The 22,906-nt window shown below is 71.7% G+C and carries 23 protein-coding genes; 9 read left to right on the forward strand and 14 right to left on the reverse strand.

Annotated elements, in window-relative coordinates:
- Nucleotides 1-114: 114 nt before the first annotated feature.
- Nucleotides 115-1,008, reverse strand: a complete 894-nt coding sequence (locus tag LLS1_RS14455; RefSeq protein WP_226656585.1) for a LysR family transcriptional regulator — start codon at nt 1,006-1,008, stop codon at nt 115-117.
- A 115-nt stretch (nt 1,009-1,123) separates the two neighbouring features.
- Between LLS1_RS14455 and LLS1_RS14460 the strand changes: the two genes are divergently transcribed.
- Nucleotides 1,124-2,014: an NAD(P)-dependent oxidoreductase gene (locus tag LLS1_RS14460; protein WP_226656587.1), complete on the forward strand. Its 891-nt coding sequence runs from the start codon at nt 1,124-1,126 to the stop codon at nt 2,012-2,014.
- A gap of 63 nt (nt 2,015-2,077) precedes the next feature.
- Here LLS1_RS14460 and LLS1_RS14465 read toward each other — a convergent pair whose 3' ends face one another.
- Nucleotides 2,078-2,953 carry an AraC family transcriptional regulator gene (locus tag LLS1_RS14465; RefSeq protein ID WP_226656589.1) on the reverse strand — a complete coding sequence of 292 codons (876 nt, stop codon included), beginning with the start codon at nt 2,951-2,953 and terminating at the stop codon, nt 2,078-2,080.
- The gene (locus tag LLS1_RS14470) at nt 2,950-3,312 is read right to left on the reverse strand and encodes a hypothetical protein (RefSeq protein ID WP_226656590.1); all 363 of its coding nucleotides are present in this window, start codon (nt 3,310-3,312) and stop codon (nt 2,950-2,952) included. The genes LLS1_RS14465 and LLS1_RS14470 overlap by 4 nt, the downstream gene beginning before the upstream one ends.
- A gap of 118 nt (nt 3,313-3,430) precedes the next feature.
- Between LLS1_RS14470 and LLS1_RS14475 the strand changes: the two genes are divergently transcribed.
- Together LLS1_RS14475 and LLS1_RS14480 are read left to right on the forward strand one after the other, a co-directional pair.
- Complete coding sequence (locus LLS1_RS14475; RefSeq protein ID WP_223359133.1) at nt 3,431-3,775, forward strand: helix-turn-helix transcriptional regulator; 345 nt, start codon at nt 3,431-3,433, stop codon at nt 3,773-3,775.
- The gene (locus tag LLS1_RS14480) at nt 3,765-4,280 is read left to right on the forward strand and encodes an SRPBCC domain-containing protein (protein ID WP_226656592.1); all 516 of its coding nucleotides are present in this window, start codon (nt 3,765-3,767) and stop codon (nt 4,278-4,280) included. The genes LLS1_RS14475 and LLS1_RS14480 overlap by 11 nt, the downstream gene beginning before the upstream one ends.
- An 8-nt stretch (nt 4,281-4,288) precedes the next feature.
- Here LLS1_RS14480 and LLS1_RS14485 read toward each other — a convergent pair whose 3' ends face one another.
- The 6 genes from LLS1_RS14485 to LLS1_RS14510 form a co-directional block, all read right to left on the reverse strand.
- The gene (locus LLS1_RS14485) at nt 4,289-5,620 is read right to left on the reverse strand and encodes an MFS transporter (RefSeq protein WP_226656594.1); all 1,332 of its coding nucleotides are present in this window, start codon (nt 5,618-5,620) and stop codon (nt 4,289-4,291) included.
- Nucleotides 5,617-6,378 carry a FadR/GntR family transcriptional regulator gene (locus tag LLS1_RS14490; protein ID WP_226656596.1) on the reverse strand — a complete coding sequence of 254 codons (762 nt, stop codon included), beginning with the start codon at nt 6,376-6,378 and terminating at the stop codon, nt 5,617-5,619. The genes LLS1_RS14485 and LLS1_RS14490 overlap by 4 nt, the downstream gene beginning before the upstream one ends.
- Nucleotides 6,379-6,534: 156 nt before the next feature.
- Nucleotides 6,535-7,683, reverse strand: coding sequence for an AI-2E family transporter (locus LLS1_RS14495; protein WP_226656598.1), 1,149 nt, complete (start codon nt 7,681-7,683; stop codon nt 6,535-6,537).
- A 129-nt stretch (nt 7,684-7,812) separates the two neighbouring features.
- Nucleotides 7,813-8,091 carry a hypothetical protein gene (locus LLS1_RS14500; protein WP_226656600.1) on the reverse strand — a complete coding sequence of 93 codons (279 nt, stop codon included), beginning with the start codon at nt 8,089-8,091 and terminating at the stop codon, nt 7,813-7,815.
- A gap of 50 nt (nt 8,092-8,141) precedes the next feature.
- Nucleotides 8,142-8,957: a C40 family peptidase gene (locus tag LLS1_RS14505; protein WP_226656601.1), complete on the reverse strand. Its 816-nt coding sequence runs from the start codon at nt 8,955-8,957 to the stop codon at nt 8,142-8,144.
- A 127-nt stretch (nt 8,958-9,084) separates the two neighbouring features.
- Nucleotides 9,085-9,795 carry a triacylglycerol lipase gene (locus tag LLS1_RS14510; protein WP_226656608.1) on the reverse strand — a complete coding sequence of 237 codons (711 nt, stop codon included), beginning with the start codon at nt 9,793-9,795 and terminating at the stop codon, nt 9,085-9,087.
- 356 nt (nt 9,796-10,151) lie between these two features.
- On the opposite strand from LLS1_RS14510, the gene LLS1_RS14515 reads away from it, so the two are divergent.
- The 6 genes from LLS1_RS14515 (at nt 10,152) to LLS1_RS14540 (ending at nt 15,886) form a co-directional block, all read left to right on the forward strand.
- Entirely contained in the window at nt 10,152-10,931 is a 780-nt protein-coding gene (locus LLS1_RS14515; protein WP_226656610.1) for a methyltransferase domain-containing protein, read from the forward strand.
- Between the two features lie 97 nt (nt 10,932-11,028).
- Nucleotides 11,029-11,925: a UbiA family prenyltransferase gene (locus tag LLS1_RS14520; protein ID WP_223359123.1), complete on the forward strand. Its 897-nt coding sequence runs from the start codon at nt 11,029-11,031 to the stop codon at nt 11,923-11,925.
- 5 nt (nt 11,926-11,930) lie between these two features.
- Complete coding sequence (locus tag LLS1_RS14525) at nt 11,931-12,965, forward strand: sensor histidine kinase (protein ID WP_223359122.1); 1,035 nt, start codon at nt 11,931-11,933, stop codon at nt 12,963-12,965.
- A complete protein-coding gene (locus tag LLS1_RS14530) occupies nt 12,962-13,570 on the forward strand; it encodes a response regulator transcription factor (protein WP_223359121.1) in 609 nt (202 codons plus the stop codon). Before LLS1_RS14525 ends, LLS1_RS14530 begins: the two co-directional genes overlap by 4 nt.
- A gap of 284 nt (nt 13,571-13,854) precedes the next feature.
- On the forward strand, nt 13,855-14,658 hold the full coding sequence (locus LLS1_RS14535; RefSeq protein WP_226656612.1) for a tyrosine-protein phosphatase: 804 nt from the start codon (nt 13,855-13,857) through the stop codon (nt 14,656-14,658).
- A 385-nt stretch (nt 14,659-15,043) separates the two neighbouring features.
- The gene (locus tag LLS1_RS14540) at nt 15,044-15,886 is read left to right on the forward strand and encodes an alpha/beta hydrolase (RefSeq protein WP_226656614.1); all 843 of its coding nucleotides are present in this window, start codon (nt 15,044-15,046) and stop codon (nt 15,884-15,886) included.
- Between the two features lie 46 nt (nt 15,887-15,932).
- Here LLS1_RS14540 and LLS1_RS14545 read toward each other — a convergent pair whose 3' ends face one another.
- The 5 genes from LLS1_RS14545 to LLS1_RS14565 all read right to left on the reverse strand — a co-directional run bounded on the left by LLS1_RS14545 (nt 15,933) and on the right by LLS1_RS14565 (nt 22,878).
- On the reverse strand, nt 15,933-17,099 hold the full coding sequence (locus tag LLS1_RS14545) for an ROK family protein (protein WP_226656616.1): 1,167 nt from the start codon (nt 17,097-17,099) through the stop codon (nt 15,933-15,935).
- Between the two features lie 82 nt (nt 17,100-17,181).
- Nucleotides 17,182-18,525, reverse strand: coding sequence for a sugar ABC transporter substrate-binding protein (locus tag LLS1_RS14550; protein ID WP_226656618.1), 1,344 nt, complete (start codon nt 18,523-18,525; stop codon nt 17,182-17,184).
- Entirely contained in the window at nt 18,522-20,963 is a 2,442-nt protein-coding gene (locus LLS1_RS14555; protein WP_226656620.1) for a glycoside hydrolase N-terminal domain-containing protein, read from the reverse strand. The genes LLS1_RS14550 and LLS1_RS14555 overlap by 4 nt, the downstream gene beginning before the upstream one ends.
- Nucleotides 20,960-21,913, reverse strand: coding sequence for a carbohydrate ABC transporter permease (locus tag LLS1_RS14560; RefSeq protein WP_226656622.1), 954 nt, complete (start codon nt 21,911-21,913; stop codon nt 20,960-20,962). Before LLS1_RS14560 ends, LLS1_RS14555 begins: the two co-directional genes overlap by 4 nt.
- Entirely contained in the window at nt 21,913-22,878 is a 966-nt protein-coding gene (locus LLS1_RS14565; RefSeq protein ID WP_226656624.1) for a carbohydrate ABC transporter permease, read from the reverse strand. The genes LLS1_RS14560 and LLS1_RS14565 overlap by 1 nt, the downstream gene beginning before the upstream one ends.
- Between the last annotated feature and the right edge of the window lie 28 nt (nt 22,879-22,906).

Genomic DNA, 22,906 nt, shown 5'->3' on the forward strand with positions numbered 1-22,906 from the left:
GCCGCATCCCTCGGGCGGGATGCGGCGCCCCTGCACGTTTCGGGTCTGGCGAGGTTCACGTCGTTGCCGTCATTCGCGCGGAATGAGCGCGACGACGTGAACCTCGAGGCGCGCTCAGCGGGACGCGAGGCGGAGGAGGCGAGCGGCGGCAGCGCTCGACGGCTCCGCCCCACCGCGCCAGATCGCGGTGAGCGGGCGGAGCACGCGCAGGTCGCGCACCCGCACCTGCACGAGCGAGCCGTCGGCCAGCTGCTCGCGGACCGCGAGGATGCTCAACGCCGCCGGCCCCGCTCCGGCAGCGACCGTGGAGCGGATGGCGGTAGTCGTCGACAGCTCCAGGGCGGGTTCGGCGGGCGCGAGACCGGCGTCGGCGAGCGCGCGCTCGAGGGCGAGCCGCGTTCCCGAACCGCTCTCGCGGGCGACGAGCGGCGCGGCCGCCAGCTCCGCCGCCGTCACCCCCGTGCGGCGGCGCGCCCACGGGTGCCCCTGCCCGACCACGACGACGAGCTCGTCGGTCGCGATCGTGCGGTGCTCGAGCCCGGAGGGGAGATCGGGGGTCTCGACGAAGCCGAGGTCGGCCGCGCCGCTGCGCACCGCCTCCACCACGGCGACGCTGTTGGCGGCGGTGAGCTCGATCCGGACTCCGGGCTCGGCGGCGCGCAGGCCCGTGATCCAGCCGGGTGCGAGCTGTTCGGCGATCGTCATGCTGGCGGCGACGCGCACGCTCCCCCGGCCGGGCGGGCGCAGCGCGGAGGCCGCCGACGTGAACCGGTCGACGGCGGCGAGCAGTTCGCCCGCCCATTCGACCACGAGCGCGCCCGCCTCGGTCGGCTCGGTGCCGTGGGACGTGCGGGTCAGGAGCGGGACGCCGAGGTCGCGCTCGAGTGCCGCCATGCGCGCGGAGGCCGCCTGCTGCGACAGGCCTGCCGCACGCGCCGCCCCGGAAACGCTCCCGGTCGCGGCGACGCCGACGAGCAGGCGGAGACTCTCCGGATCGGGTGCGCGCATCGGACTCCAGACACAAGACGGGGTTGTGGCGCCTCCACGATAGCCCCACCCGGCCATCGCCCTCCGCGCACATCCGTTCAAGACGCTTCGACGCGGCACCGGCGATGCTGGGGGGATGCATCCTTCGCCCTCCCCCGTCGGATTCGCCGGGCTCGGCATCATGGGCCGACCGATGGCCGCCAATCTGCGCGCCGCCGGCACGGACCTCGTCGTCTGGAACCGCTCGGACGGCCCTGCAGCCGAGCTGGCCGCCCTCGGCGCGGCCGTCGCCCGCGACCCCGGCGACCTCTTCGCCCGCTGCCGTGTCGTCATCCTCATGCTGGCCACGGAGGCCGCCATCGACGCCACCCTGGACCGGAACGGGGACGTGTTCCCGGAGCGGGTGGCCGGCCATGTCGTCGTGCAGATGGGCACGGTCACGCCGGCCTACTCCCGCGCGCTGTCCGCCGACATCGCCGCGGCGGGCGGCAGCTATGTGGAGGCGCCGGTCTCCGGCTCGCGGGGGCCGGCGGTCGAGGGCACGCTCGTCGCCATGCTCGCCGGCCCGGACGACGCCCTCGCCGAGATCGCGCCCCTCGTCGACGCGATGTGCGCCCAGCGCTTCGCCTGCGGTCCCGTGCCCGCCGCCCTCACGATGAAGCTCGCGGTCAACACCTTCCTCATCACGATGGTCACCGGCCTCGCCGAGGCGTTCCACTTCGCCGACGTCGTCGGCGCCGACACCCGCGTGCTCCGGGAGGTGCTGGATGCCGGCCCGATGGCCTCCGCGGTCTCCCGGGTCAAGTCCGCGAAGCTGGTCGACGGCGACTTCTCACCCCAGGCCGCCATCGGCGACGTCCTCAAGAACGCGACTCTCATCGAGGACGCCGCCCTGGATGCGGGCTCCGCCCATCCCCTGATCGCGGTCTGCCGGGAGCTGTTCGCGGAGACCGCCGCCTCGGGTCGCGCCTCCGACGATATGGCCGCGGTGGTCACCGCGCTGACGGCGCGCGCGCCGGGTCGCTGACGGGCCGCCGTCGGTACGGAGTTCCGCACCGACACGCCGCCCGTTCAGGACAGAACCGGAGATCTACGCCCGAGCGCGGGAGCGCTCCGGAATCACCGGGTTCCGGGGCGCGTGCTGCGCGGAGCGCCAGCGGCCCGGGGTGACGCCGTGGGTCTCGCGGAACACGCGGGTGAGGTGGGCCTGGTCGCTGAAGCCGGCGGCCGTGGCGGTGTCGGCGAGCGAGCGCCCGTCGGCGAGCAGACGGCGGGCGGCGCGCACCCGGCTGGCCGAGCGGTAGCGGCTCGGCGAGGTGCCGAGTGCGGCGGAGAACTGGCGGGCGAGCTCCCACCGGCTGAGTCCGGAGAGGGCTTCGAGCCGGGCCGCGTCCCAGTCGCCGGCGGGAGCGTCGCGCAGAGCATGGGCGACCCGCAGCACGGCCGGGAGGTCCACATGCCGCGGGCGTGTCGGCGACGGGCCGTCCGAGGCGGTGACGAGCATCCGAGCGAGCGCTCCGACGATCTCCGCCTCCTGGAGGTCGTCGTCCGGCGACGACCAGCGGGCGACGGCGGCGGGGCTCGGGAGGGGCAACATCCCGGGCCGGGCGATCGGGTCGCGGACGAAGGGCAGCGCGCGCACCCCGCCCGCCTCGCGGATCGCGGCCGGGTCGACGTAGAAGATTCGGTAGGCGATCCCGGCGGCGTCCCCCGGCATGCCGTCGTGCAGCTCGCCGGGGTGGAGGATGTGCCACTCCCCGGCCAGACCCGCGTGATGCTCGCCCCGATAGAAGAAGCGCTGGACGCCGGAGAGTGTCACTCCGATGCCGTAGGTCTCGTGGCGGTGGCGGGCGAACCCGACGCCGTCGAGCGTGACATCCCACGTCTCCACGGCGTCACCGGCCGACCGGCGACGGAAGCCGAAGCCCGCCGGCGCCGGCTCCTGGATGGACGGGCCCTCGCTCATGGTGAGCAGAGCCTACGGGATTCCGCTCCCGCGGGGGCCCCTCGCGCGGCGACGTCGTCGGGGTCGAGCAGCTCGTTCAGCCGGTCGCAGAGCGACACCCACCGTGTGATGGCGGCCGGCGAGCCGAAGCCGAGGCCGACGATGCGCGGCCCGTCCGGGTCGTCCAGCAGGGCCCGGACGCGGGATCGGCCTTCGGCCCGCCCCGCCCGCAACGCGCGCGTGGCGTCGCCGAGCTCGTCGGCCCACACCGTGAGGCCGTGGTGCTCGAGCATCCGGACTAGCTCGTCGAGCACAGCCGCGACGGCGGCGACGCCGGTCGGCGGCCGGAAGGAACGGAGATGGTGCACGGACGCTGTCATGCCCGAGAGACCCGGCGGACCGGGGATCATGACGCGGAAGCCCGCGAACCGACGCGCGCACTCCGGCACTTGTAATTCAGTATTGTGTTAATTAAGCGATTGCTGTAATTTGAGGACCGTGAACCCCGCTCCGACCGCCGCCTTCGCCGCCCTGGCCGATCCGACCCGATCGACCATCGTCGACCTGCTGGCACGCCGGGGCGAGCTCGCGGCCGGCGACATCTCGGGCGCCTTCCCGAGCAGCGCCTCCGCGATCTCGCAGCACCTCAAGGTGCTCCGCGAGTCCGGGCTGGTGCTGGTGGAGAAGCGCGCGCAGCAACGCATCTACCGCCTCGACGCCCGGGCCATCGGCGACGTCGAGGCCTGGCTCGCCGAGCGGAGCCGTCAGTGGAACGCGCGCCTCGACCGGATGGCCGCCTACCTCGACACGACACGAGACAGGAAGACAGCAGATGACGAATGACGAGACCACGAACGTGGTGGTGCGCCGAATCCTCGACGCTCCCGTGGCGACCGTGTGGCGACTGTGGACGGACCCCGAGCTGGTGACCGAGTGGTGGGGCCCGGAGGACTACACCTCCGAGTCGGCGACGATCGACCTCCGCGTGGGCGGTGCGTATGTCTTCGGGATGCGAGCGCCCGAGTATCAGGGCGGGGCCGTGAGCTTCACCGGCGGCGTCTACTCAGCGATCGTTCCGCACGAGCGGCTCGAGTTCACGCAGAGCATCACGGATGAGGACGGCACACCGCTCCCCGACGACCAGCTCCCCGACGGCTTCACCCAGGGCATCCGCACGGTCGTGGAGTTCCGCGACGTCCGCGGCCTCACCGAGCTCACGATCACCGAGCACGGCTGGCGCAGGAGCCTGATGTCGGTCTTCGCCTACGCGGGCATGCATCAGTCGCTCGACAAGCTCACCTCCGGGACGCTGCGCGAACTGGAGGCTGCGGCGGCCCCGCCGGCCTGACGCTCCGGTCACTCGCCGATCACACGCGCCCGCCCGGCGAGGTAGCCGAACACGGCGAGCACGGCGAGCAGCCCCACCAGGACGGCGAGCGCCGGCGTCCATGACCCGGTCGCGTCGTGCAGCGCTCCGGCGGCGACCGGCCCCGCGGCGGCGAGCACGTAGCCGACCGACTGGGCCATCCCGGACAGTGCGGCGGCCTGGTGGTGGTTGCCGGTGCGGAGCCCGAAGAACGACAGCGCGAGGACGATGCTCGAGCCTCCCGCCAGGCCGGCCATGCTCGCCCACACCCCGCCGAGCTGCGGCGCAAGCAGCACACCGAGCGCGGCGAGGGCGAAGAGGGAGGGACCGGCGACCGCGAGAAGACGCTGGTCGCGGAACCGCGGGATGAGCGTGGATGCGAGCAGACTCCCGCCGATGCCGAAGGCATTGAGGAGCAGCTGATGCACCCCGGCCGCCGCCGCGTCCACCCCGGCCGAGCCCTCGATGGACGGCAGCCACGTGATGAAGACGTAGAAGCCGACGGACTGCAGGCCCATGAACGCGGTGACCTGCCAGCCCAGCGCCGTGCCCCACGGAGACCGGCCCGTGGCCGGAGTGGGGGCGGCGGTCGCTGCGACGGGCACCGCCGCCGTCGCGCCCGTGTGCGGGTGACGCAGGTCGTCGAGGGTCAGGTCGTCTTCCGCGGGCGGCACGACCGTGCGGCGACGGAACTGGGGCAGCATCACCGCGAGCGCGATGAGCGCGAGACCCGCCCACATCCCGAGCGGGAGGCGCCAGCCCCACGCCGTCAGCGCGGCGACGGGCACGGCGGCGCCGGCGGCGAGAGCGGCGAACGACGCCTGAACGGCCGAGTACGCGCCCGTGACCTGGCCGATGCGCGTCGGGAAGTCGCGCTTGACCAGGGCCGGGAGCACGACGTTCAGGACGGCGATGGCGATGCCGAGGAGGGCGGTCCCGATCCACAGCAGCGGCAGGCCGGGCAGCGACCGCACCACCAGTCCGACCGCCAGGCCGGCCAGGGCGGCGCCCAACGCGCGCTCCAGGCCGAGCCGACGGGCGAAAGCAGGCGCGACGGGCGACACGAACGCGAAGGCGAGCAACGGCAGGCTGATCAGGATGGACGCGGTCAGCGACGACAGCCCGAGGTCGTGCTGCAGCTCGGCGAGCACGGGGCCGACGGTCGTGATGCCCGCACGGAGGTTGCCCGCGACCAGCAGCAGCCCGGCGATCACGAGGGCCGGGCGGAGGGGGCGGAGGCCGTCGGTGCCGGCGGCCGACGTGCGGCGGGCGGGTGTCGCGGGCGCGGCCTGGGCCGGCGTGGGTCGGGTCTCTGTGCTCATCGGGCGTTCTCCTGTGCGTGGCCGGGCGCGACCGGCTCGGTGTCGTGTTCCGGGGCCGCGGGTTCGAACCCGGCCTGCTCGTGGGCGGCGTGCACCATCCGCTCGGCGGCCAGCGCCGCGGCCTCCGGGTCGCGTGCGTCGATCGCCGCGACCAGTTCGGCGTGCGTCTCGTCGATGCGGGCGATGTCGTCGGCGAGCGCCGCCAGGTCGACGTCGGGCGAGTCCAGGTGGAGGAGCGCCTGGTCGTTGCCCCCTGCGCCGCGGTAGAGCTCGGCGAGGAGCACGTTTCCGGAGGCCTCGAAGACCGCGCGGTGGAACCGGCGATCGGCCTCGGCGTACGCCGGCGCGTCCCCGGTGGCGAGTGCGGCCGCACGGCCGGCGAGCGCGGCCGCGAGCACCTCGCGCTGCCCCGGAGTGGCACGGAGCGCGGCGAGCCGGGCGCCCTCGCGCTCGAGCAGAAGGCGCACCTCCAGCACGTCGGCGAGCCGGTCGTGCTCGAGGCGGCGGGCGAGGGCGGGCGCAAGGTCGCTGGTCGCGACGACGAACGTGCCGTAACCCGCGCGGGCACCGAGCATCCCGGCGTGCACGAGCGACCGCACGGCCTCCCGCACGCAGCCGCGGCTGACGTCGAACTCCTCGGCCAGCTCGACCTCGGTGGGCAGGCGGCTTCCGACCGGGAACTCGCCGACCGCTATCCGTTGCCGGAGCTGCAGGGCGATGCGTTCGGAGAGCGGGACGCTGGGTGCGAGGCGGGGCATGCCGACAACGCTAACGCAAATGTCCAAATGTCGGACAAAGTTGCCGAAACGGCAAACAGCGCGCACAGCGGGGTCGCATTCTGCCGTTCTGCCGCGCCTATTCCGGCGGTTCGCGACCCCTGTGCAGGCGGGTCGGCGGCGTCCAGGCGGACGGGGCTACGCGGCGGGCACCTTCGGCGGCACGGTCTTGCGGTCCTGCGCCGGGAAGACGACCTTCTGGATGATGATGATCGCGCTTGCCGCGACCGGGATGGCCACGAGCGCTCCGAGGATCCCGCCGATGGTGCCGCCTCCGACGGCCGCGATCACGACGATGGCGCCCGGGACGGCGACGGCCTTGTTCATGATGCGCGGGCTGATGATGTACGCCTCCACCTGCATGTACACGAGGTAGTAGATGAACGCGACGAGCGCGGTGAGCGGCGAGGCGAGCAGGCAGATCAACGAGTTGACGATCGCGCCGATGAGGGTTCCGACGAGTGGGATGAGCGAGCCGAGGAAGGCGATGAGGGCGAGCAGCGCCGGCATCGGCGCTCCGATGATCGTCAGGAAGATGAGGCTCAGGATTCCGTTGATGAGCGCCAGACTCGCCTGGCCGATGACATAGCGGCCGACGGCTCCGGAGACGTCGTCCACGAGCTCGGAGAACCGCTCGCGGCGGTACTCGGGCACGAAGCGGGCGGCGATGCGCTTGATCGAACGCAGCGACGCCATGAAGTAGAGCGTCAGGATCAGCACGATCGTCACGCCGGTGAGTCCGCCGGCGATCCCGGCACCGACCGCGATGAGGCCGCCGCCGATCGTCGCGAGGTTGCCCGGGTCCTTGAAGAACTTCAGCACGCCGTCGAGGCCCTGCTGGATGCTGTCGCCGTACTGGCGGGTGACGTCTTTGTACCAGCCGCTCTTGGTGATGTCGTCGATCGTGGTCGGCAGGGTCTGGACGAGGTGCGAGATCTGCTGCACGAGCACGGGCACGATCGCCAGGATGATGCCCGCGAAGACGATGATCACGACGGCCACCACGATGCTGATCGCCGCGCCGCGCGGCAGCTTGCGCTCGATGAACGAGACGATCGGGTCGAGCCCGAGGGCCAGGAAGAGCGCCAGCCCGATGTAGACGAGCACGGTCGAGAGCTGGCCGATCATCGCGCCGATCAACAGGGCGAGCAGCACGCCCAGGGCGCCGACCAGTCCGAAGGTGAATGGGTTGATGCGGCCCAGCGCGCCCCACCGCGTGCCGCCTTCCGCTGCGCCCGGCCCCGGGGTCGCCATCGCGCCGCCGTCCGATTCTCCCCTGCGCTTCATGTCCCCTACCTCCGCGCGGGCGTCGTGCGATCCCGGCGACCTCCCGCACAGATCACCGGATCACGAACCTACCACCGGGATCCCGCGCCGTCGCGGGGTGATCCGCCGCACGGGATCACGGTGCGCGTCTCAGTCGAGACCGGGAGGAGCGGCGGTCGTCGCCCCGGCCGAGGTGGCCCTGCGCCTCAGCAGGAGCCGACCGGCGATGCCGACGGCGACGATCACGAAGAGGGATCCGACGGCGATGTCGACCCAGTCGCGACGCGTCAGCACGGAGTGGGTGGGGACCTTCGTGGTGGCGAGGCCGTGGTCGATGCCCGGCGCGCCCACCAGCGCGAAGGCGACGACCGCGACGACGAGCGCGAAGGGGACGACCGCCCAGAGGGCGCGGACGGTGCGGGCGGACATCGTTCCTCCGTTCGTGTCGCGACGCGTCGACGCCGCGGGATCAGGTCGGATCAGCCGGGCAGGATGCGGGTGAAGTGGTGCGGGACGCCCTGCCAGACGGTCGTGATGGACACGTCACGGCCGACGTCGGGGGCGTGGATGAGGGTGCCGTGTCCGAGGTAGATGCCGATGTGCTCTTCGTCGTCGAACACGACCAGGTCGCCCGGCTCGGCCTCCGATTCGGGGATGACGGTCCCGGCGTCGTCCTGCAGGTGGACGAGGTGCCCGAGGGATATTCCGGCAGCGGCATACGCGACCATCACGAGCCCCGAGCAGTCGATGCCGGAGTGGGATGCACCGCCCAGGACGTACGGCGTGCCGAGGTAGGAGAGCGCGGTGTTCACGATGGCGGCACGGGCGCCTCCGGCGGCCAGCGCATCCATGATCGCCGAGGCGGCCAGATCACCCGCCGCGCCGCCCTCGGACTGCACCACCCCGGCCAGAGCCGAGGCGACGGGGGTGTCGCGGCTGACGGTGGAGGCCGCGAAGCGGGCGAGCGCGAGATGCTGGCCGCCCGACGACGCGTTGGCGCTGGAGGAGTCCGCGCGCAGTGCCGCGTCGAGCAGGGCGGTGCCCGAGGAGGCGGCGTCCGCCGGCGGGACGACGGCGACCACGCCGATGAGCGCGAGCGCGGCGGCCGACGCGGTGAACGCGGCGGCCCGGCCGGTCTGCCGGCCGGCGACCCGGCGGAGGGCACGACGCTCCGCTGCCCGCTCGACCCGGCGCCCGGATCGGACCGGCTCTGCTCGCCGCCTGCCGGAGACGCGCTCCGGCGATCGCTCCGTGCCGGCGTCGACTCGATGGCGCGCTGGTCTGCCCGTGGCCATCCCGCTCCTTCCGCGTCCACCCCGTTGGTGCGTTCACCCGGCGCTGACCGGCCCCCGACCCGATCGAGCTTAGGCGTGCGTCTCTGGACGCGACCGGCGAACCGCGCCGTAGGGTGTTCGGGTTCTCTCAGGTCGCGGCCGGAGGCCGCCGGGACGTGCGCGCGAGCTCCTCGTCGACGACCAGGAACAGCTCGCGGCTCGAGAGGATGCGGAAGTGGCCTCCGGTCCGCAGCCGGACGGACCGGGCGCCGGCGAGCTCGCTGCCCCCGGGGATGTGCGGGTCGAACCAGGGCGCGATCGAGACGATGCGATCGTTCGCGGCGGGGCGCGCGGCCAGTCCGACGATGTCCGCTCCCGCCGGTCCGAGCGCCCGGACGCCCGCCAGCGGGAGGAGGCGCGCCAGCGGCGACCCGGCGAACGGTGTCGCGATGGCGAGCACGACCGCGATCCGCTCGCTCTCCAGCTCGAGCACGCGCTTCGCGATGAGGCCGCCTTTGCTGTGGGCGACGATGGCGACGCGCGGGATCCCGCTCGCGACGAGGAAGCGGGCGACCTCGCGCGCGCCGTCCTCGACCGACGCGATGTTCCAGCGCAGGCCGTCGACGACATGCACGTCGTGTCCCCGGCCGGCCAGGTGGCGGGCCAGCGGCCGCAGGAACCGCCAGGTCTCGTAGACACCGGGCAGGAGCAGCACCGGCAGGCGGTCTGGCCCTCCGGGTGTCGCGAGCGCTCGGCGAGGCCGGCGGCGGTCGAGCATCCCGCGGAGCTGTTCTCCGGCCGCATAGGCGTAATCGACGAGCACGACGCCTGCTTTGCGCGCGGCCGTCGCGATGCCCATGCGGTCGCCTCCCGCGATGTCGGTGCGGGTCTGAGTGGAGGACTCTGGAAATCGAACCAGACGAGTCGCCCCGATAGGCGAGTCCCCCTCGTGTCGGGCCACGCTACCGCGCTGAGCGGCTCCGGGCGAGACCCGACGTGCCGATCAGCGGGTTTCGCTCAGGAATCGCGCCGTCTCCCGAGCTGTCCGCTCCGACGGGGTGCGAGGCGGGTAGTGCTCGCCCGGCAGCTGCGAACGGCAGGAACGGCGTGTGGATGCAGTGGCCGCTCCGTGCCGACGGCGATGAAGCGTGCGGCGCGGTTCGTGAGGAAGCGATCGCGCTCGATTCCGTGGACGGGCCGACGTACGATGCACATGTGGTGCGCTGGGATCCTGAACGGTATCGGGCGTTCGCCGAGGAGCGGGCGCGCCCGTTCCTCGACCTGACCTCGCGGCTGGACGGGCTCACGCCCAGCCGGATCGTCGACCTCGGGTGCGGCACCGGAGAGCTCACCGCGACCCTCGCCGACCGCTGGCCGGACGCCGACGTGCTGGGGATCGACTCCTCCCCCGACATGCTGGCCGCGACCGGCCCGCTCGCGGCAGAGCATCCCCGCCTCGCCTTCCAGGAGCAGGCGATCGAGGGCTGGGAGCCCGATCCGGACGTGGACCTCGTCGTGAGCAATGCCGCGCTCCAGTGGGTCCCGACCCACCGCGAGCTGATACGCGGGTGGCTCACCCGGCTGCGACCCGGCGCGACGATCGCCGTGCAGGTTCCCGGCAACGAGGACTCCGCCTCGCAGGTGCTGGTGCGCGAGCTCGCCGCGGAACCGCGCTGGGCGGACGCCCTCGCCGGCGCCGGCTCCGCGATCCTCCGCGTGGGCACGATGCGCGACTACGTCGACGTGTTCCTCGACGGCGGACACCGTGTGGAAGCCTGGGAGACCACCTACCAGCACGTCCTGCACGGCGAGGACGCGGTACTGGGCTGGCTCTCCGGCACACGCCTGCGGCCCTACCTGGCCGCTCTCGGTGCGCGAGCGGACGAGTTCGTCGAGGAGCTGCGCCCCCGGTTGAGTGCGGCGTATCCGACCGTCTCCGGAGCGACGCTGTTCCCGTTCCGGAGGCTGTTCGTCGTCGGGACCGCGAGGCCCTGACCGCGCGGGGGCACGGATGATCGCGCTCTCAGAGATGTGACTTTCGTTGTAGTCCCGCAGCGCTGCCAAATGGTGAGGCGGCCTCGACAATCGGGGCATGACCAGTGTGGCGCGACCACGCCGGCGCGCGCACCCGAACAGCGCGACGCAGGTCCGATTGGCGTTCCAGGAGGGCCGACCGGTCGTCATCGGCGTCTTCGCGCTGCGGTTCATCGTCGGGAGCGCGCTGATCGCGGGGGCCGACTGGTCGGAGCCGCTGCTGTGGGCCGCGGGCGTCTCCTGGCTGCTGGCCGTGTGGGGCGTCTACCTCGTCAACGGGATCAGCGACGTGGAGGGCGACCGGCTCAACGGGTCCGCCCGCCCGCTCGCGACGGGCCGGCTGAGCATGCGCTTCGCCGTGGGCTTCGTCGTGACGCTGCTCACGGTGTCTCTGCTGATCGGGACGCTGATCGACATTCCGTTCCTGGCCGCCGTCGTGGCGTTCATCGCGCTCGGGCTGCTGTACTCCCTCGGCCCGTGGGCGGCCAAGAACATCGGGGCCGCCGCGCTCGGTGTGGCCGCCGCCGGCACGTTCCTCACCTACGTCGCCGCCGCGCACGTGGCCACGGGGTCGGTGCCGCCGTCGACATACGTCTTCGCCCTGTTCGGCGCGGCGTGGATCGCCGTCGTCGGCCACACCAAGGACTTCGGAGACGTCGCCGGAGACGCCTCCGCCGGACGCCGCACGCTGCCCGTCGCTCTCGGCGAGGGTCGCGCCCGGCTGCTGGTCGCCGCCGGGACCGGCGTGGTCTCGGTCGCGGCGCTCGTGTGCGCCGTCGTGGTCGACAACCTCCGGACCCTGCTCGCGCTCGGGATCGCCGGCCCGCTCGTGATCCTCGCGATCGTCCAGGCTCGTGGCGGCGACCGGCGCCGGCAGAAGCGTCCCTACCGGACCTTCATGGTCGGCCAGTACGCTCTGAACATCGCGGCGATCGTGGTCGCGACGGGGGGATGAGCTCGATGACGATAGGCGATGACCAGGGCACCGCGCTGCGCGACCGCATCCTGCGGATCCTGCTGGACCGCCTCCGCGCCTCGGAGAGCTCGCTGACCGCCGACCCGGAGGTGAGCGAGCAGCTCGCGGCCCAGGTCGACTGGATCCTCGACCGCACCGTCGACCGTCTCGGACGGCCGGACGGCATGGCCCGCTTCTCCGCACCCCCGCGCCACGGCTCCGGTGTCGGCGAGACCCGGGCACGGCAGAACATCCACCCCGTCGACAGCCTCATCGCCGCCACCGAACTCTTCGACGTCGCCCTCTCCTGCATCAGCGCGGATCCGGACATCGACGTCGACGTCGGCGAGCTCGCCCGCGCCCTCAACGCGTCGATCATGAGCGCCGTGGTGCCGGCCTCCGTCGGCTACGTCAATGTGCTGCTCGAGCGGCTCGCGGTCGCGCACAGCGAGGAACGGCTCAGCATCTCCCGCGAGCTGCACGACCGTGTCGCCCACAGCATCGCCGCCGGACTGCAGCGGGTGGAGCTCGGCGGCATGGCCATCGACGCGAACCCGCAGCTGCGCGAGGGCCTCGACCTCTTCGGAGCCGCGCTCGACGAGACCCGCGCCATCGCCCTCGACCTGCGGCACGCCGTCGGGGAGAAGATGCTCGACGAGGCCATCCGCGACTATGTCGACGACCTCGACGACTCCGGGCCGCCGGTCGTCACCACCGTCGTCGGCACGCCATACCGGCTGTCGACGGGTGTGCAGGAGGAAGCGTTCATCATCATCCGGGAGGCCGTCCACAACGCGCGCCGGCACTCGCACGCCGAGAAGATCCGCGTCCACTCGCACTGGGACCGCCGCAGCCTCACCATCGCCGTGATCGACAACGGGCGCGGCTTCGCGCACGAGACCGTGCGCTCCGGGGCGCTCGGCCTGGTCATCGCACAGGAACGGGCCGAGCTGATCGGCGCCGACCTCGACATCGTCCCGGGCCTGGGCACCGGGACCACCCTCAGCCTGACGATTCCGAGAGGCACACCGAATCCATGACCGACACGTCGCGAACCGTCGTCCTCATCGACGACCACAGCGTGTTCCGCCAGGGCATCCGTGCCCTCATCGAAGGCCGCTTCGACATCGTCGGGGAGGGCGGTACCAGCGACGACGCCTGGCAGCTCGTCGCGGTCCACGCACCCGACGTGCTGCTCCTCGACGTCGAGATCCCGGGCGTGGCCGCCGAGCAGACTGTCTCGCGCCTGCGCCGCCACCATCCGGAGACGGCCATCGTGATCCTGACGATGCACAGCGACGCCGTGCTCGAACGCCAGCTGCTCCGGGCAGGAGCGGCGGAGTTCGTCACCAAGAATGTCGACAGCGAGCAGCTGATCGCGGTCATCGCCCGCGCCACGCCGCCGCTCGGCGTGCCCGGCGACATCACGGCGGACGACGAGATCGGTGCGACCATCCTCACCGTCCGCGAGCAGGAGGTGCTCCGGATGATCGCGCAGGCGTACTCCAACCGCGACATCGCGACGATGCTTTCGATCGCCGAGGGCACGGTCAAACGGCACACCACGAACATGTACGAGAAGCTCGGTGCGACCTCCCGCATCGACGCGGTGCGCAAGGCTGCACGGCTGGGGCTGCTCAGCTAGCCCCTCCGGCTCGGCCTGCCCTGCGACAGCCCGCCTTAACAGGAGCGGCGGTGGCAGGAACCCCCGTTGCCCGCCACCGCCAGCGCTATCCCCCAATGGCGCGCACCAAAACGCTAACCGCGATCGAATGGCGAAGTGAATACACCTTTGGTCACATCCCACGTGCGGCGGCCCTGAATCGCTGGTCAGCCATCGAATCCCGGCGACATCAGCGCCCCGACGGGGGGCTTCGGCCACGGGGTCGCAGCCGATAGCCTCGTCATCGAAGCCGACCTGGAGGATGCATGGAGCTGACATCGGTGCTCGACGGCACACACAACGCGCGCGACCTCGGCGGAACGGACCTCGACAGCGGCGCGACCGTGATCCCCGGTCGCCTCGTCCGCTCCGACGCTCTCGCGACGCTGACCCCGACCGGCACCCAGGGCGTGCTCGACCTCCGCATCGGCACCGTCATCGATCTGCGCACCGACGGCGAGCGCCGACGCGCACCCGATGTACTCCCGGCGGGCCACGATGTCGAGCTCGTGGAGCTCCCGATCCTCGGCGGCGCGATGGACGAGCTGGTCAGGCAGTTGCTGCCCTCCGACGGCCAGGCGGCGCTCGACGACCAGCAGCTCGCCGCGCTCGTCCAGCAGATCCCCACCCTCGAGGACCTGTACGTCGCCATCCTCCGGAGCAGCGCCCCGCAGTTCGCCCGGATCGCCCGCATCGTCGCCGGCGCAACCGGCACGGAGCGCCCCGGCGTCCTCTTCCATTGCACCGCCGGCAAGGATCGCACCGGGCTCGCCGCCGCCCTCCTGCTCGCCGTCGCGGGCGCCGAGCGCGCCGCGATCGTCGCCGACTACGAGCTCACCCAGGCCAACCTCGCCGGCGCCTTCGCCGACGCCCTGACCGGCCTCATCACCCAGCTCGGCATCCCCCTCGTCCCCCGCCTCGAGACCCTCGCGACGAAGGCCCCGGCCTCGGCCATCACGGCAGCCCTCGATTGGGTGGAGGCGAATCACGGCGACGCCGCAGGGTACCTGCGGTCCGGCGGGGCGACAGAGGCGGAGGTCGCCGCGGTGCGGGAGGCGCTGCGGGGCTAAGGATCGGCGGGGAAAGGCAAACGGTTTACCTCAGCAGTTCACGTATGGCATATGACTGGGTCTCCCGGTCAGCCGGCTTCCTCCCTGCTCCCGCGTGCAGGAAGGAGACCATGTGTCTGCCGAGAACGGCAAGCGCACGGTCGACGCGGAGAAGGTCCTCCGATGCGTGTGCCTCGTCGTCGTGACGATGGCGAAGCTCGCGCACCTGGCCTGGACCGTCGTGCGCGGCTGAACCGAACGGCGGCGGCCGGCTCGTGGGGGTCGGTCGCCGTCCGCTCGCCGACATCACCCCTCCCCACAGCCCCTCCCCACCCGATACCGTTCGCGCAGGCGCACCGATCCACTGGGCGCCCACCCCTGTCCCATCCACGAACGGAGTCGCATCATGCCCTTGACCACGACCGAGCGCGCCGAAGTCGACGCCGCCAACGCCAGCGGGCGCACGCCCGTCGTCTTCGTCCACGGACTGTGGCTGCTCTCGAGCAGCTGGCAGCGGTGGCGGGACCTGTTCGAGGACCAGGGGTTCGCGACGCTCGCGCCCGGCTGGCCCGACGACCCCGAGACGGTGGAGCAGGCCAAGGCCGACCCCGACGCGTTCGCGGGCAAGATGGTGCGGCAGGTGACCGACCACTACGCGGAGGCCATCGACGCGCTCGACCAGGCGCCGGTCGTCATCGGCCACAGCTTCGGCGGGCTGATCGCGCAGAAGCTGGCCGGGGAGTCGAGGAACGCGGTGACCGTCGCGATCGACCCCGCGCAGTTCAAAGGCGTGACGGCGCTGCCGGCGTCCGCGCTCAAGGCCGGCGCCCCGGCCCTGCTGCGCTTCGACCACACCAAGCACGGGGTCACGCTCACTTACGAGCAGTTCGCCTACGGCTGGACGAACGCCCTCTCGGAGGAGGAAGGACGCGAACTGTATGAGACGTTCCACGTCCCGGCCTCCAGCGTGCCGATCTTCCAGGCCGCCACGGCGAACTTCAACCCGTTCGCCGAGACGAAGGTCGACACCGAGAACCACGACCGCGGCCCGCTGCTCCTGATCGCGGGCGCCGACGACCACACGGTGCCGCAGTCCGTCGTCGAGAACGAGTACCGCATCCAGCAGAAGAATCCCGGCGTCACCGAACTCGTCGTCATCCCGGGCCGTGGCCACTCGCTCATCATCGACTCGGGTTGGCGCGAGGTCGCCGACGAGGCGCTGGAGTTCGTGCAGCGGCACACGGCGTAGCGGCACAGGCGACGCCGCCCACCCACGACCGGGCGCTGGATGACCCCTAGACCACCAGCGCCCGGATCGCCGACGCAGCTGCCCCGCGCGCCCAGTCCTCGAAGGTGTGCGGCCGCACCGCGATGCGACAGCGGTCGGCGGAGGCGAAGACGTGCTCCGCATAGGCAGCCCGGAGGGAGGTCTCGAGGAGGTCGAAGTTCGCCACGCCCTCGCCGCCGATGATGACCAGCTCGGGGCCGACGAGGTTGACGAGGCTGGCGATCGCCGCGCCGATGACGTGCCCCGCCTCGGCGAACGCCCGGACGGCCGCCGGGTCGCCCGCGCGGCCGAGATCGACGGCCTCCTCGATCGGGATGTCGCGGCCGTGAGCGGCGGAGACGGCGGCGACGATCGCGCTCGTCGCCGCGACCGCCTCCACACAGCCGCGGCGGCCGCAGGCGCAGACGCGATCCGGTGCGGCGAGCGGCAGGTGACCGATCTCACTGGCCACGCCGTAGGCGCCCTCGACGACCTCCCCGTTGAGGTGGAGTCCGCTGCCGATGCCGCGGCCGATCGTGACGATGGCGAAGGACCCGGTGCCGAGACCGACACCGAACCAGTGCTCGCCGATGGTGAGGGCGCGCACGTCGTTCTCCACCACGACGGTCTGTCCGAGGCGCTCTGCGAGCTCGGTGCCGAGCGGGACGCCCCGCCAGCCCATGAGGGCGGAGTCGCGGACGACCCCGGACGCGGTGTCGACGTCGCCGGAGACGGCCACGCCGATCGCGGCGAGCCGGGAGCCGAGCCCGCCGATCGCGTCGCGGAGGCTCCCGCACAGGCCGACGATGGCGTCGACGACCGCGGCCGGCTCGTGCGAGGTGAGTGACACCCGGCGGGAGGCGATGGTGCGGTTCGTCAGGTCGGTGGCGACACCGATGAGCTCCTCCGCGTTGACCTTCACGCCGAGCGCCACCACGGCGTCGGGCACGACGGCGACCGGACTGACCGGGCGGCCAGGCAGCCCGGTGATGGTCGGGTCGAGCGAGTCGTCGAGGAGCCCCGCGGCGACCAGGGGTGCGACCGCCTTCGTCACGGCGGCCTGCGACAGCCCCGTGAGGCGGGCGACGTCGATGCGGCTGATCGGGCTGCGGGTCAGGATGGTGCTGAACACGCGCGTGGCCGCGTCGGACGACGACTGGAGCAGTGCCGTCCGCGTCAGCGTCTCGTCGTCCATGTGCTGCTCCCCCTTTCGAGGATGCTACCCGGACACGCGCGGCGGGCGGGACCGTGGGATCCCGCCCGCCGCGCCGCCCGTGCTATTTCTTAGCGAGGATGGCCTTCGACTTCTCCTGCGCGGACTTCAGGAACGACGCGTCGCCCTCACCGCTGAAGAACGCCTCGAACATCGGCTGCAGGGTATCGGTGATCTCCTGACCGTTCGCGATCGGCGGAGCCGGGTAGAGCTCCTTCTTCTTCAGCGCGTCGATGAAGCTCGAGATGTCCACGCCGTCCGCCTTCTGCGCGTCCACCGTCGACTGGAGGGCCGACGCGATCGACGGCAGGAAGGTCGCCGTCTTGCCCGCGATGGTCTGGCAGTCCGCGGTGCCCATGTACGACACCCACTTCCACGTCTGATCGACGTGCTTCGTGCCGGCGAAGATGTTGTTCGCGTTGGAGTTGCTGATCATGCCGCGGGTGCCGTCCGGCCCCTGGACGGTCGGGGCGATGCCCACCTTCACGCCGGGGACCTTCGTGATGGAGGTCGCGCTCCAGGTGCCGTCCTGCGCCATCGCGACCTGCCCGGCGCCCATCTGCTCGGCGGCGGAGATCGTGAACTGGCCGAACTTCGGCATCAGCCCGCGGTCGCCGAGGCCGCGGATGTAGTCGAGCGTCTTGGTCATGCGCGGGTCGTCGTACGGGAGGACCTTCGGCCACGCCGTGGCGTCGCCGCCGAGCTTCCAGCCGAGCGTGGTGACGAACGGGTTCCACGAGGTCTGGCCGTTGAAGTCGCTCGCGGCGAGCGTCCCGATGCCGTAGGTCTTCACGTGGTCCTTGTCGAAGCCCGGCTCGTCGCCGCGCTTGCCGTTGACGTCGACCGTCAGACGCGAGACGACCTTGTCGAAGGTGCCGCCGTCATCGGGGTTCCACGTCATCGTCGTGATGTCGTCGTCGGTCAGACCGGCTGCCTTCACCAGGTCCTCGTTGAAGTAGATCGCGGCGCCGGCCCAGTCGAGCGGGATGCCGTACTGCTTGCCGTCGGTGTACTTCCACGAGTCGACGCCGATGTCGAACTTCGACAGGTCGAAGTCCGATTTCTTGATGAGGTCGTCGAGGGGCATGATCTGCTTCTGGCCCGCATACTGGCCGAGCAGCGGCACGCTGTTCTGGAAGGCGTCCGGGGCCGTGCCCGAGACGAACCCGGCGGTGAGCTTCGTGAAGTAGTCGTTCACGTTGTACTGCGAGATCTTCACCGTGATGTCGGGGTTCTCCTTCTCGAACCCCGGGATGCAGAGCTTGTAGTTGGCGGCCTGCTTGTCGTCCCACGTCCACCAGTTGACGGTGACCTTGCCGCCCGACCCGCCGTCGGTCGAGCAGGCCGCGAGTCCTGCGGCGGCGAGCCCGGCGGCGACGATGCCGGCGATGATGCGGAGCTTCTTCATGAGTTCCTCACTGTGAGTGCCCGGACACCGTCGTCGGTGCCGGAGGGGGATGGATGTGGTGGGTTCGTGACGACGGAGCGACCATTCGCAGCCAGCTCGACGTCGAAATCGGCACCGGAGTGCCGGCCGCGCACGGCGACGGCCTCCGGTCGCAGGTTGTGCAGGACCGCCCGCACGAGGCCTCCGTCCGCCCACTCCAGGTCGACGGCGATGCCACCGCGGGCGCGCAGGCCGTCCACGCGGCCGTACGGCCAGGCCGCGGGCAGCGCCGGGAGCAGGTGGACGACACCGCCGTGACTCTGCAGCAGCAGTTCGGCGATGCCGGCGGGGAAGCCCAGGTTGCCGTCGATCTGGAACGGCGGGTGGGTGCTGAACAGGTTCGGCAGGAGTCCGCCCCACTCCGAGCCGTCGACCGGTCCGTGCCTCCGCGCGTCCCCGCTGTAGGGGGTGAGCGCTTCGGCGAGGAGGGCGTGGGCGGCGTCGCCGTCGCCGAGCCGGGCGCGCAGCGCGATCTTCCACGCCCACGACCATCCCATCGCGCCAGGGCCACGGGCGTCCAGAAAGCTCCGGGACGCCTCGGCCAGTTCCGGCGTCGCCTGGGGCGTCACCAGATCGAGCGGATGCAGTCCGACCAGGGGCGAGAGGTGGCGGTGCGCCGGCTCGTGCTCCGGGACCTCCACCGACCATTCGAGGAGGCGTCCGTCCCGGCCGATGCCGGGAAGCGGAATCGTGGCGAGCGCAGCCGTGATCTCTCCGCGGAGCGGGTCGCCGGGGTCGACGGTGTCGATGGCCCGGAGCGCGCGCTGGAAGAGCGCGCGGATGAGCTCCCGGTCCATCGTCGCGGTGAGGCCGAGCGCGCGGGGAGTGCCGTCCGCGTCCCGGTACATGTTCTCGGGGGAGGTCGACGGCGAGAAGTGCCCGGCCCCCGACGCGTCGAGCTGCAGCCAGTCGAGGCAGAACTCCGTCGCGCCCCGCAGCAGCGGCCAGATGCGGTCGCGCAGGAGCGCGACGTCACCGTCGAACTCGTACTGGTCCCACAGGGAGTGGCACAGCCAGACGCCGCCCATCATCCAGATCGCCCAGCTCGGAGCGCCGCGCCCCATCCCGACGGGCAGGCTCCACCCCCACAGATCGCTGTTGTGGTGGGCGACCCAGCCGCGGGCGCCGTAGAGCTCGCGGGCGACGTCGCGCCCGGTGCGGGCGATCCGCTCGACCAGCGCGAGCTGCGGCTCCGCGGCCTCCGGGAGGCCGAGCGGACCGGCGGCCCAGTAGTTCATCTGGGTGTTGATGTTGAGCGTGTAGTTGGACGACCACGCCGGTCGCAGCTCCCCGTTCCAGATGCCCTGGAGGTTGGCCGCCGGGCCCCCGGCTCGCGAGGACGCCGTGAGGAGGTAGCGGCCGTACTCGGCCGCGACCGTGGCGCGCAGCATGTCGTCGTCGCCGTGGAGCACGTCGCCGTCTATCTCCCACCGGCCCTCGCGCTGACCGCCGATCGCGAACCGCGCCGCCGCCGGGTGGCGCGTCAGGGCGCTCCCGGTGTGACGGGCGGCGTGCGCGCCGAGTGCTTCGGCGGCACGCGCCCGGGCGCGGTCCCGGATCGTCTCTCGGGAGACGCTCCGGCCCTCGTCGTCCGCGCCGGCCCACCACGACTCAGCGCGGGTCGACGACGAGAGGGCGATCAGCAGCCGACGGGCATGACGGATCGTGAGACCGGAGTCGTCCGCCTCCGTCGTGCCGTCGCTCCGCACGGCGAGGGCCGCCGTCGCGAAGCCGTCCCAGTCGTCGTCCGCCGCCGCGTAACGCAACGGCGGGACGACGGAGGGCTCGTGCAGCGGTGCCCCGTCGACCGGGACGGCGACGTCGAGGGTCAGATCGCCGGGCGCGGCGTGCGACGCGCGGGCGAGCTCACGCAGCGGCGACGAGAGCTCGACGCGCACCTCCGGCAGCGGCTCGTCGGAGTCGATCTCGATGACGAGAGCGTGCTCCTCGACACACGAGATCCGGGTGAGGCGGGCGCCGCCGACCTCGAGCGCCTCTTCGACGAACGCACGGTCGAGGTCGAGCACGCGAGCGGGTTCCCCGCCCGCGACGACCGCCTCTGGGATGCGCACGTGCAGGTCCACGAAGGGCAGGAACTCCTGGGAGTATCGGCCCTCGAAGGTCATGAGCACGGCCTCCGCGCGGTCGAGGTCCCCGGCGGCCAGCAGCTCCCGCACCTCCGCGAGCCGCTCGGGGCCTGCGCCGCCCGCGACCACGCGTCGCAGCTCGGCTGCGGCGAGCGCCGGCGTGCCCGACCAGACGGTGGCGTCGTTCACCTGGTAGCGGCCGTCGGCGCCGCCGAAGACCATCGCACCGAGACGCCCGTCGCCCAGGGGGACGGCCTCCTCCCAGTGCTCCGCCGGGTCCCGCCAGGCGAGCTGGAGCGTCTGCGCGCTCACTTGAGCCCCGAGAACCCGATCGAGTTCACGATGCGCTTGCCGAACACCATGAAGAGGACGAGCATCGGCAACGCCGCGACCAGGGTGGCGGCCATCAGGCCGGCCCAGTCGGGCATCGTCTGCGGCGACGACTGCTTGAACACGGCGAGGCCGAGCGTCAGCGGCTGCACGCTGGAGTCGGTGGTCACCAGCAGCGGCCAGAAGTAGTCGTTCCACATCCCGATGAACCCGAGGATGAACAGCGTGATGATCGGCCCGCTCGTCATCGGGATGGTCAGCCGGAACAGGATGCGGAGCTTGCCCGCACCGTCGAGCAGCGCGGCCTCCTCGATCTCGGTCGAGAGGCCGAGCATGAACTGCCGCAGGAAGAAGATGTTGAACGCCGAGAACAGCGCGCCGGGCAGGATCATGCCGGCGAACGTGTTCAGCAGGCCGAGCTCCTTGATCAGCACGAAGTTGGGGAGCAGGGTCAGGATGCCGGGCACCATCAGCGCCGCGAGGAACAGGGAGAACATGAGTTCCCGGCCGCGCCACTCCAGACGCGCGAACGCGTAGGCGGCGATGAGCGAGAAGAACACGATCAGCACCGTCGACACGGTCGCGTAGACGACCGAGTTGAGGAGGTAGTGCAGGATCTCGACGGTGGCGCCCGATCCGCCCTGGGCGACCGCCTCCTGCGGGTCCTCGAGGCCGAGCACGCGCAGGAAGGGCCCGAAGGTGAAGCCGACGGGGAGCGGCGACGAGGGGTTCGCGATCATGGCGTAGTTGTTGGACAGCGCCGAGCGCAGCATCCAGTAGAAGGGAAAGATCGTCACGACGACGATCGCCACGAGATAGATCCAGGCGACGGTGCGTCCGACACTCGGACGGCGCCGACGACGACGCGACGGTGCGGTGGCGGGCGGGCGGGCGGCGGCCTGCGCGGGGGCCGGTGCGGTGGTTGCGGTCATCAGGCGTTGTCCGATTCGCTCGCGCGCAGCAGACGCATCTGCACGAAGGTGATCACGATGAGGATGGCGAAGAGCGCGAGCGACATGGCCGACGCGTAGCCGAAGTCGAACTGCCCGAAGGCCTTCTGGTAGATGTACATCTGCAGCACGTTCGACGCGTGCGCCGGTCCGCCCTTGGTGGCGACGGAGACGATGTCGAACACCTGGAACGCGCCGATGACATTCAGCACGACGACGAGCGCGAGGATGGGGCGCAGCAGTGGCAGGGTGAGGCGGAAGAACATCTTCGGCTCGCTGGCGCCGTCGATCCGCCCCGCCTCGTAGATCGACGGCGGGATCGTCTGCATTCCGGCGAAGATGATGATCGACGTGTAGCCCATGTTCTTCCAGACGTGGATGAGTGCGAGCGACGGGATCGCCCATTCGCGCGACGTCAGGAACTTGATGCCCTCTCCTCCGAGCGCGTGCACCACCTGGTTGACGATGCCCAGCTGCGCATCGAGCATCCACGACCAGACCGTGGCCGCGACGACGCCCGAGATCAGGAAGGGCAGGATGATGAGCCCCCGCAGCACCGTCGACGTCGTGACCCGGTGGAGCACGGCGGCGGTGACGATCGAGACGGCGAGCGTGAGCACCACGGCGATGAGCACGAAGTAGAGGGTGATTCCGAGCGACTGCCAGAAGGTGTCGTCCTGGAACAGGTCGACGAAGTTCTGCACCCCGATCCAGGTCGGGGCGCTCAGCAGGCGGAAGTCCGTGAAGCTGAGGTAGATGCCGCGAACGGTGGGGTACAGCGCGAAGACCAGGAAGCCGAGCAGCGCCGGAGCGATGAGCAGCCAGGCCAGCCGCGCGTCGCCGCGGTGGGAGGGAGCTGCGGCGTTGACCGCGCCGCGGCGCCGGCGTCGCGCAGCGCCGGCCGACGGCTTCGGCCGGTCGGGGGTGGTGACGGTGGAGATCGACATCGGTCTTCCTTCTCGGGGTTGCAGGAGT

Source organism: Leifsonia sp. LS1 (assembly GCF_020521355.1).
Classification (GTDB): domain Bacteria; phylum Actinomycetota; class Actinomycetes; order Actinomycetales; family Microbacteriaceae; genus Leifsonia.

Coding starts and splice junctions, on each gene's coding strand:
- LLS1_RS14540 (WP_226656614.1), top strand. CDS start 15,044: ATGCCCTTGACCACGACCGAGCGCGCCGAAGTCGACGCCGCCAACGCC.
- LLS1_RS14480 (WP_226656592.1), top strand. CDS start 3,765: ATGACGAATGACGAGACCACGAACGTGGTGGTGCGCCGAATCCTCGAC.
- LLS1_RS14500 (WP_226656600.1), bottom strand. CDS start 8,091: ATGTCCGCCCGCACCGTCCGCGCCCTCTGGGCGGTCGTCCCCTTCGCG.
- LLS1_RS14545 (WP_226656616.1), bottom strand. CDS start 17,099: ATGGACGACGAGACGCTGACGCGGACGGCACTGCTCCAGTCGTCGTCC.
- LLS1_RS14465 (WP_226656589.1), bottom strand. CDS start 2,953: ATGAGCGAGGGCCCGTCCATCCAGGAGCCGGCGCCGGCGGGCTTCGGC.
- LLS1_RS14505 (WP_226656601.1), bottom strand. CDS start 8,957: ATGGCCACGGGCAGACCAGCGCGCCATCGAGTCGACGCCGGCACGGAG.
- LLS1_RS14525 (WP_223359122.1), top strand. CDS start 11,931: ATGACGATAGGCGATGACCAGGGCACCGCGCTGCGCGACCGCATCCTG.
- LLS1_RS14550 (WP_226656618.1), bottom strand. CDS start 18,525: ATGAAGAAGCTCCGCATCATCGCCGGCATCGTCGCCGCCGGGCTCGCC.
- LLS1_RS14470 (WP_226656590.1), bottom strand. CDS start 3,312: ATGACAGCGTCCGTGCACCATCTCCGTTCCTTCCGGCCGCCGACCGGC.
- LLS1_RS14455 (WP_226656585.1), bottom strand. CDS start 1,008: ATGCGCGCACCCGATCCGGAGAGTCTCCGCCTGCTCGTCGGCGTCGCC.
- LLS1_RS14490 (WP_226656596.1), bottom strand. CDS start 6,378: ATGCCCCGCCTCGCACCCAGCGTCCCGCTCTCCGAACGCATCGCCCTG.
- LLS1_RS14560 (WP_226656622.1), bottom strand. CDS start 21,913: ATGACCGCAACCACCGCACCGGCCCCCGCGCAGGCCGCCGCCCGCCCG.
- LLS1_RS14535 (WP_226656612.1), top strand. CDS start 13,855: ATGGAGCTGACATCGGTGCTCGACGGCACACACAACGCGCGCGACCTC.
- LLS1_RS14510 (WP_226656608.1), bottom strand. CDS start 9,795: ATGGGCATCGCGACGGCCGCGCGCAAAGCAGGCGTCGTGCTCGTCGAT.
- LLS1_RS14520 (WP_223359123.1), top strand. CDS start 11,029: ATGACCAGTGTGGCGCGACCACGCCGGCGCGCGCACCCGAACAGCGCG.
- LLS1_RS14495 (WP_226656598.1), bottom strand. CDS start 7,683: ATGAAGCGCAGGGGAGAATCGGACGGCGGCGCGATGGCGACCCCGGGG.
- LLS1_RS14460 (WP_226656587.1), top strand. CDS start 1,124: ATGCATCCTTCGCCCTCCCCCGTCGGATTCGCCGGGCTCGGCATCATG.
- LLS1_RS14530 (WP_223359121.1), top strand. CDS start 12,962: ATGACCGACACGTCGCGAACCGTCGTCCTCATCGACGACCACAGCGTG.
- LLS1_RS14485 (WP_226656594.1), bottom strand. CDS start 5,620: ATGAGCACAGAGACCCGACCCACGCCGGCCCAGGCCGCGCCCGCGACA.
- LLS1_RS14565 (WP_226656624.1), bottom strand. CDS start 22,878: ATGTCGATCTCCACCGTCACCACCCCCGACCGGCCGAAGCCGTCGGCC.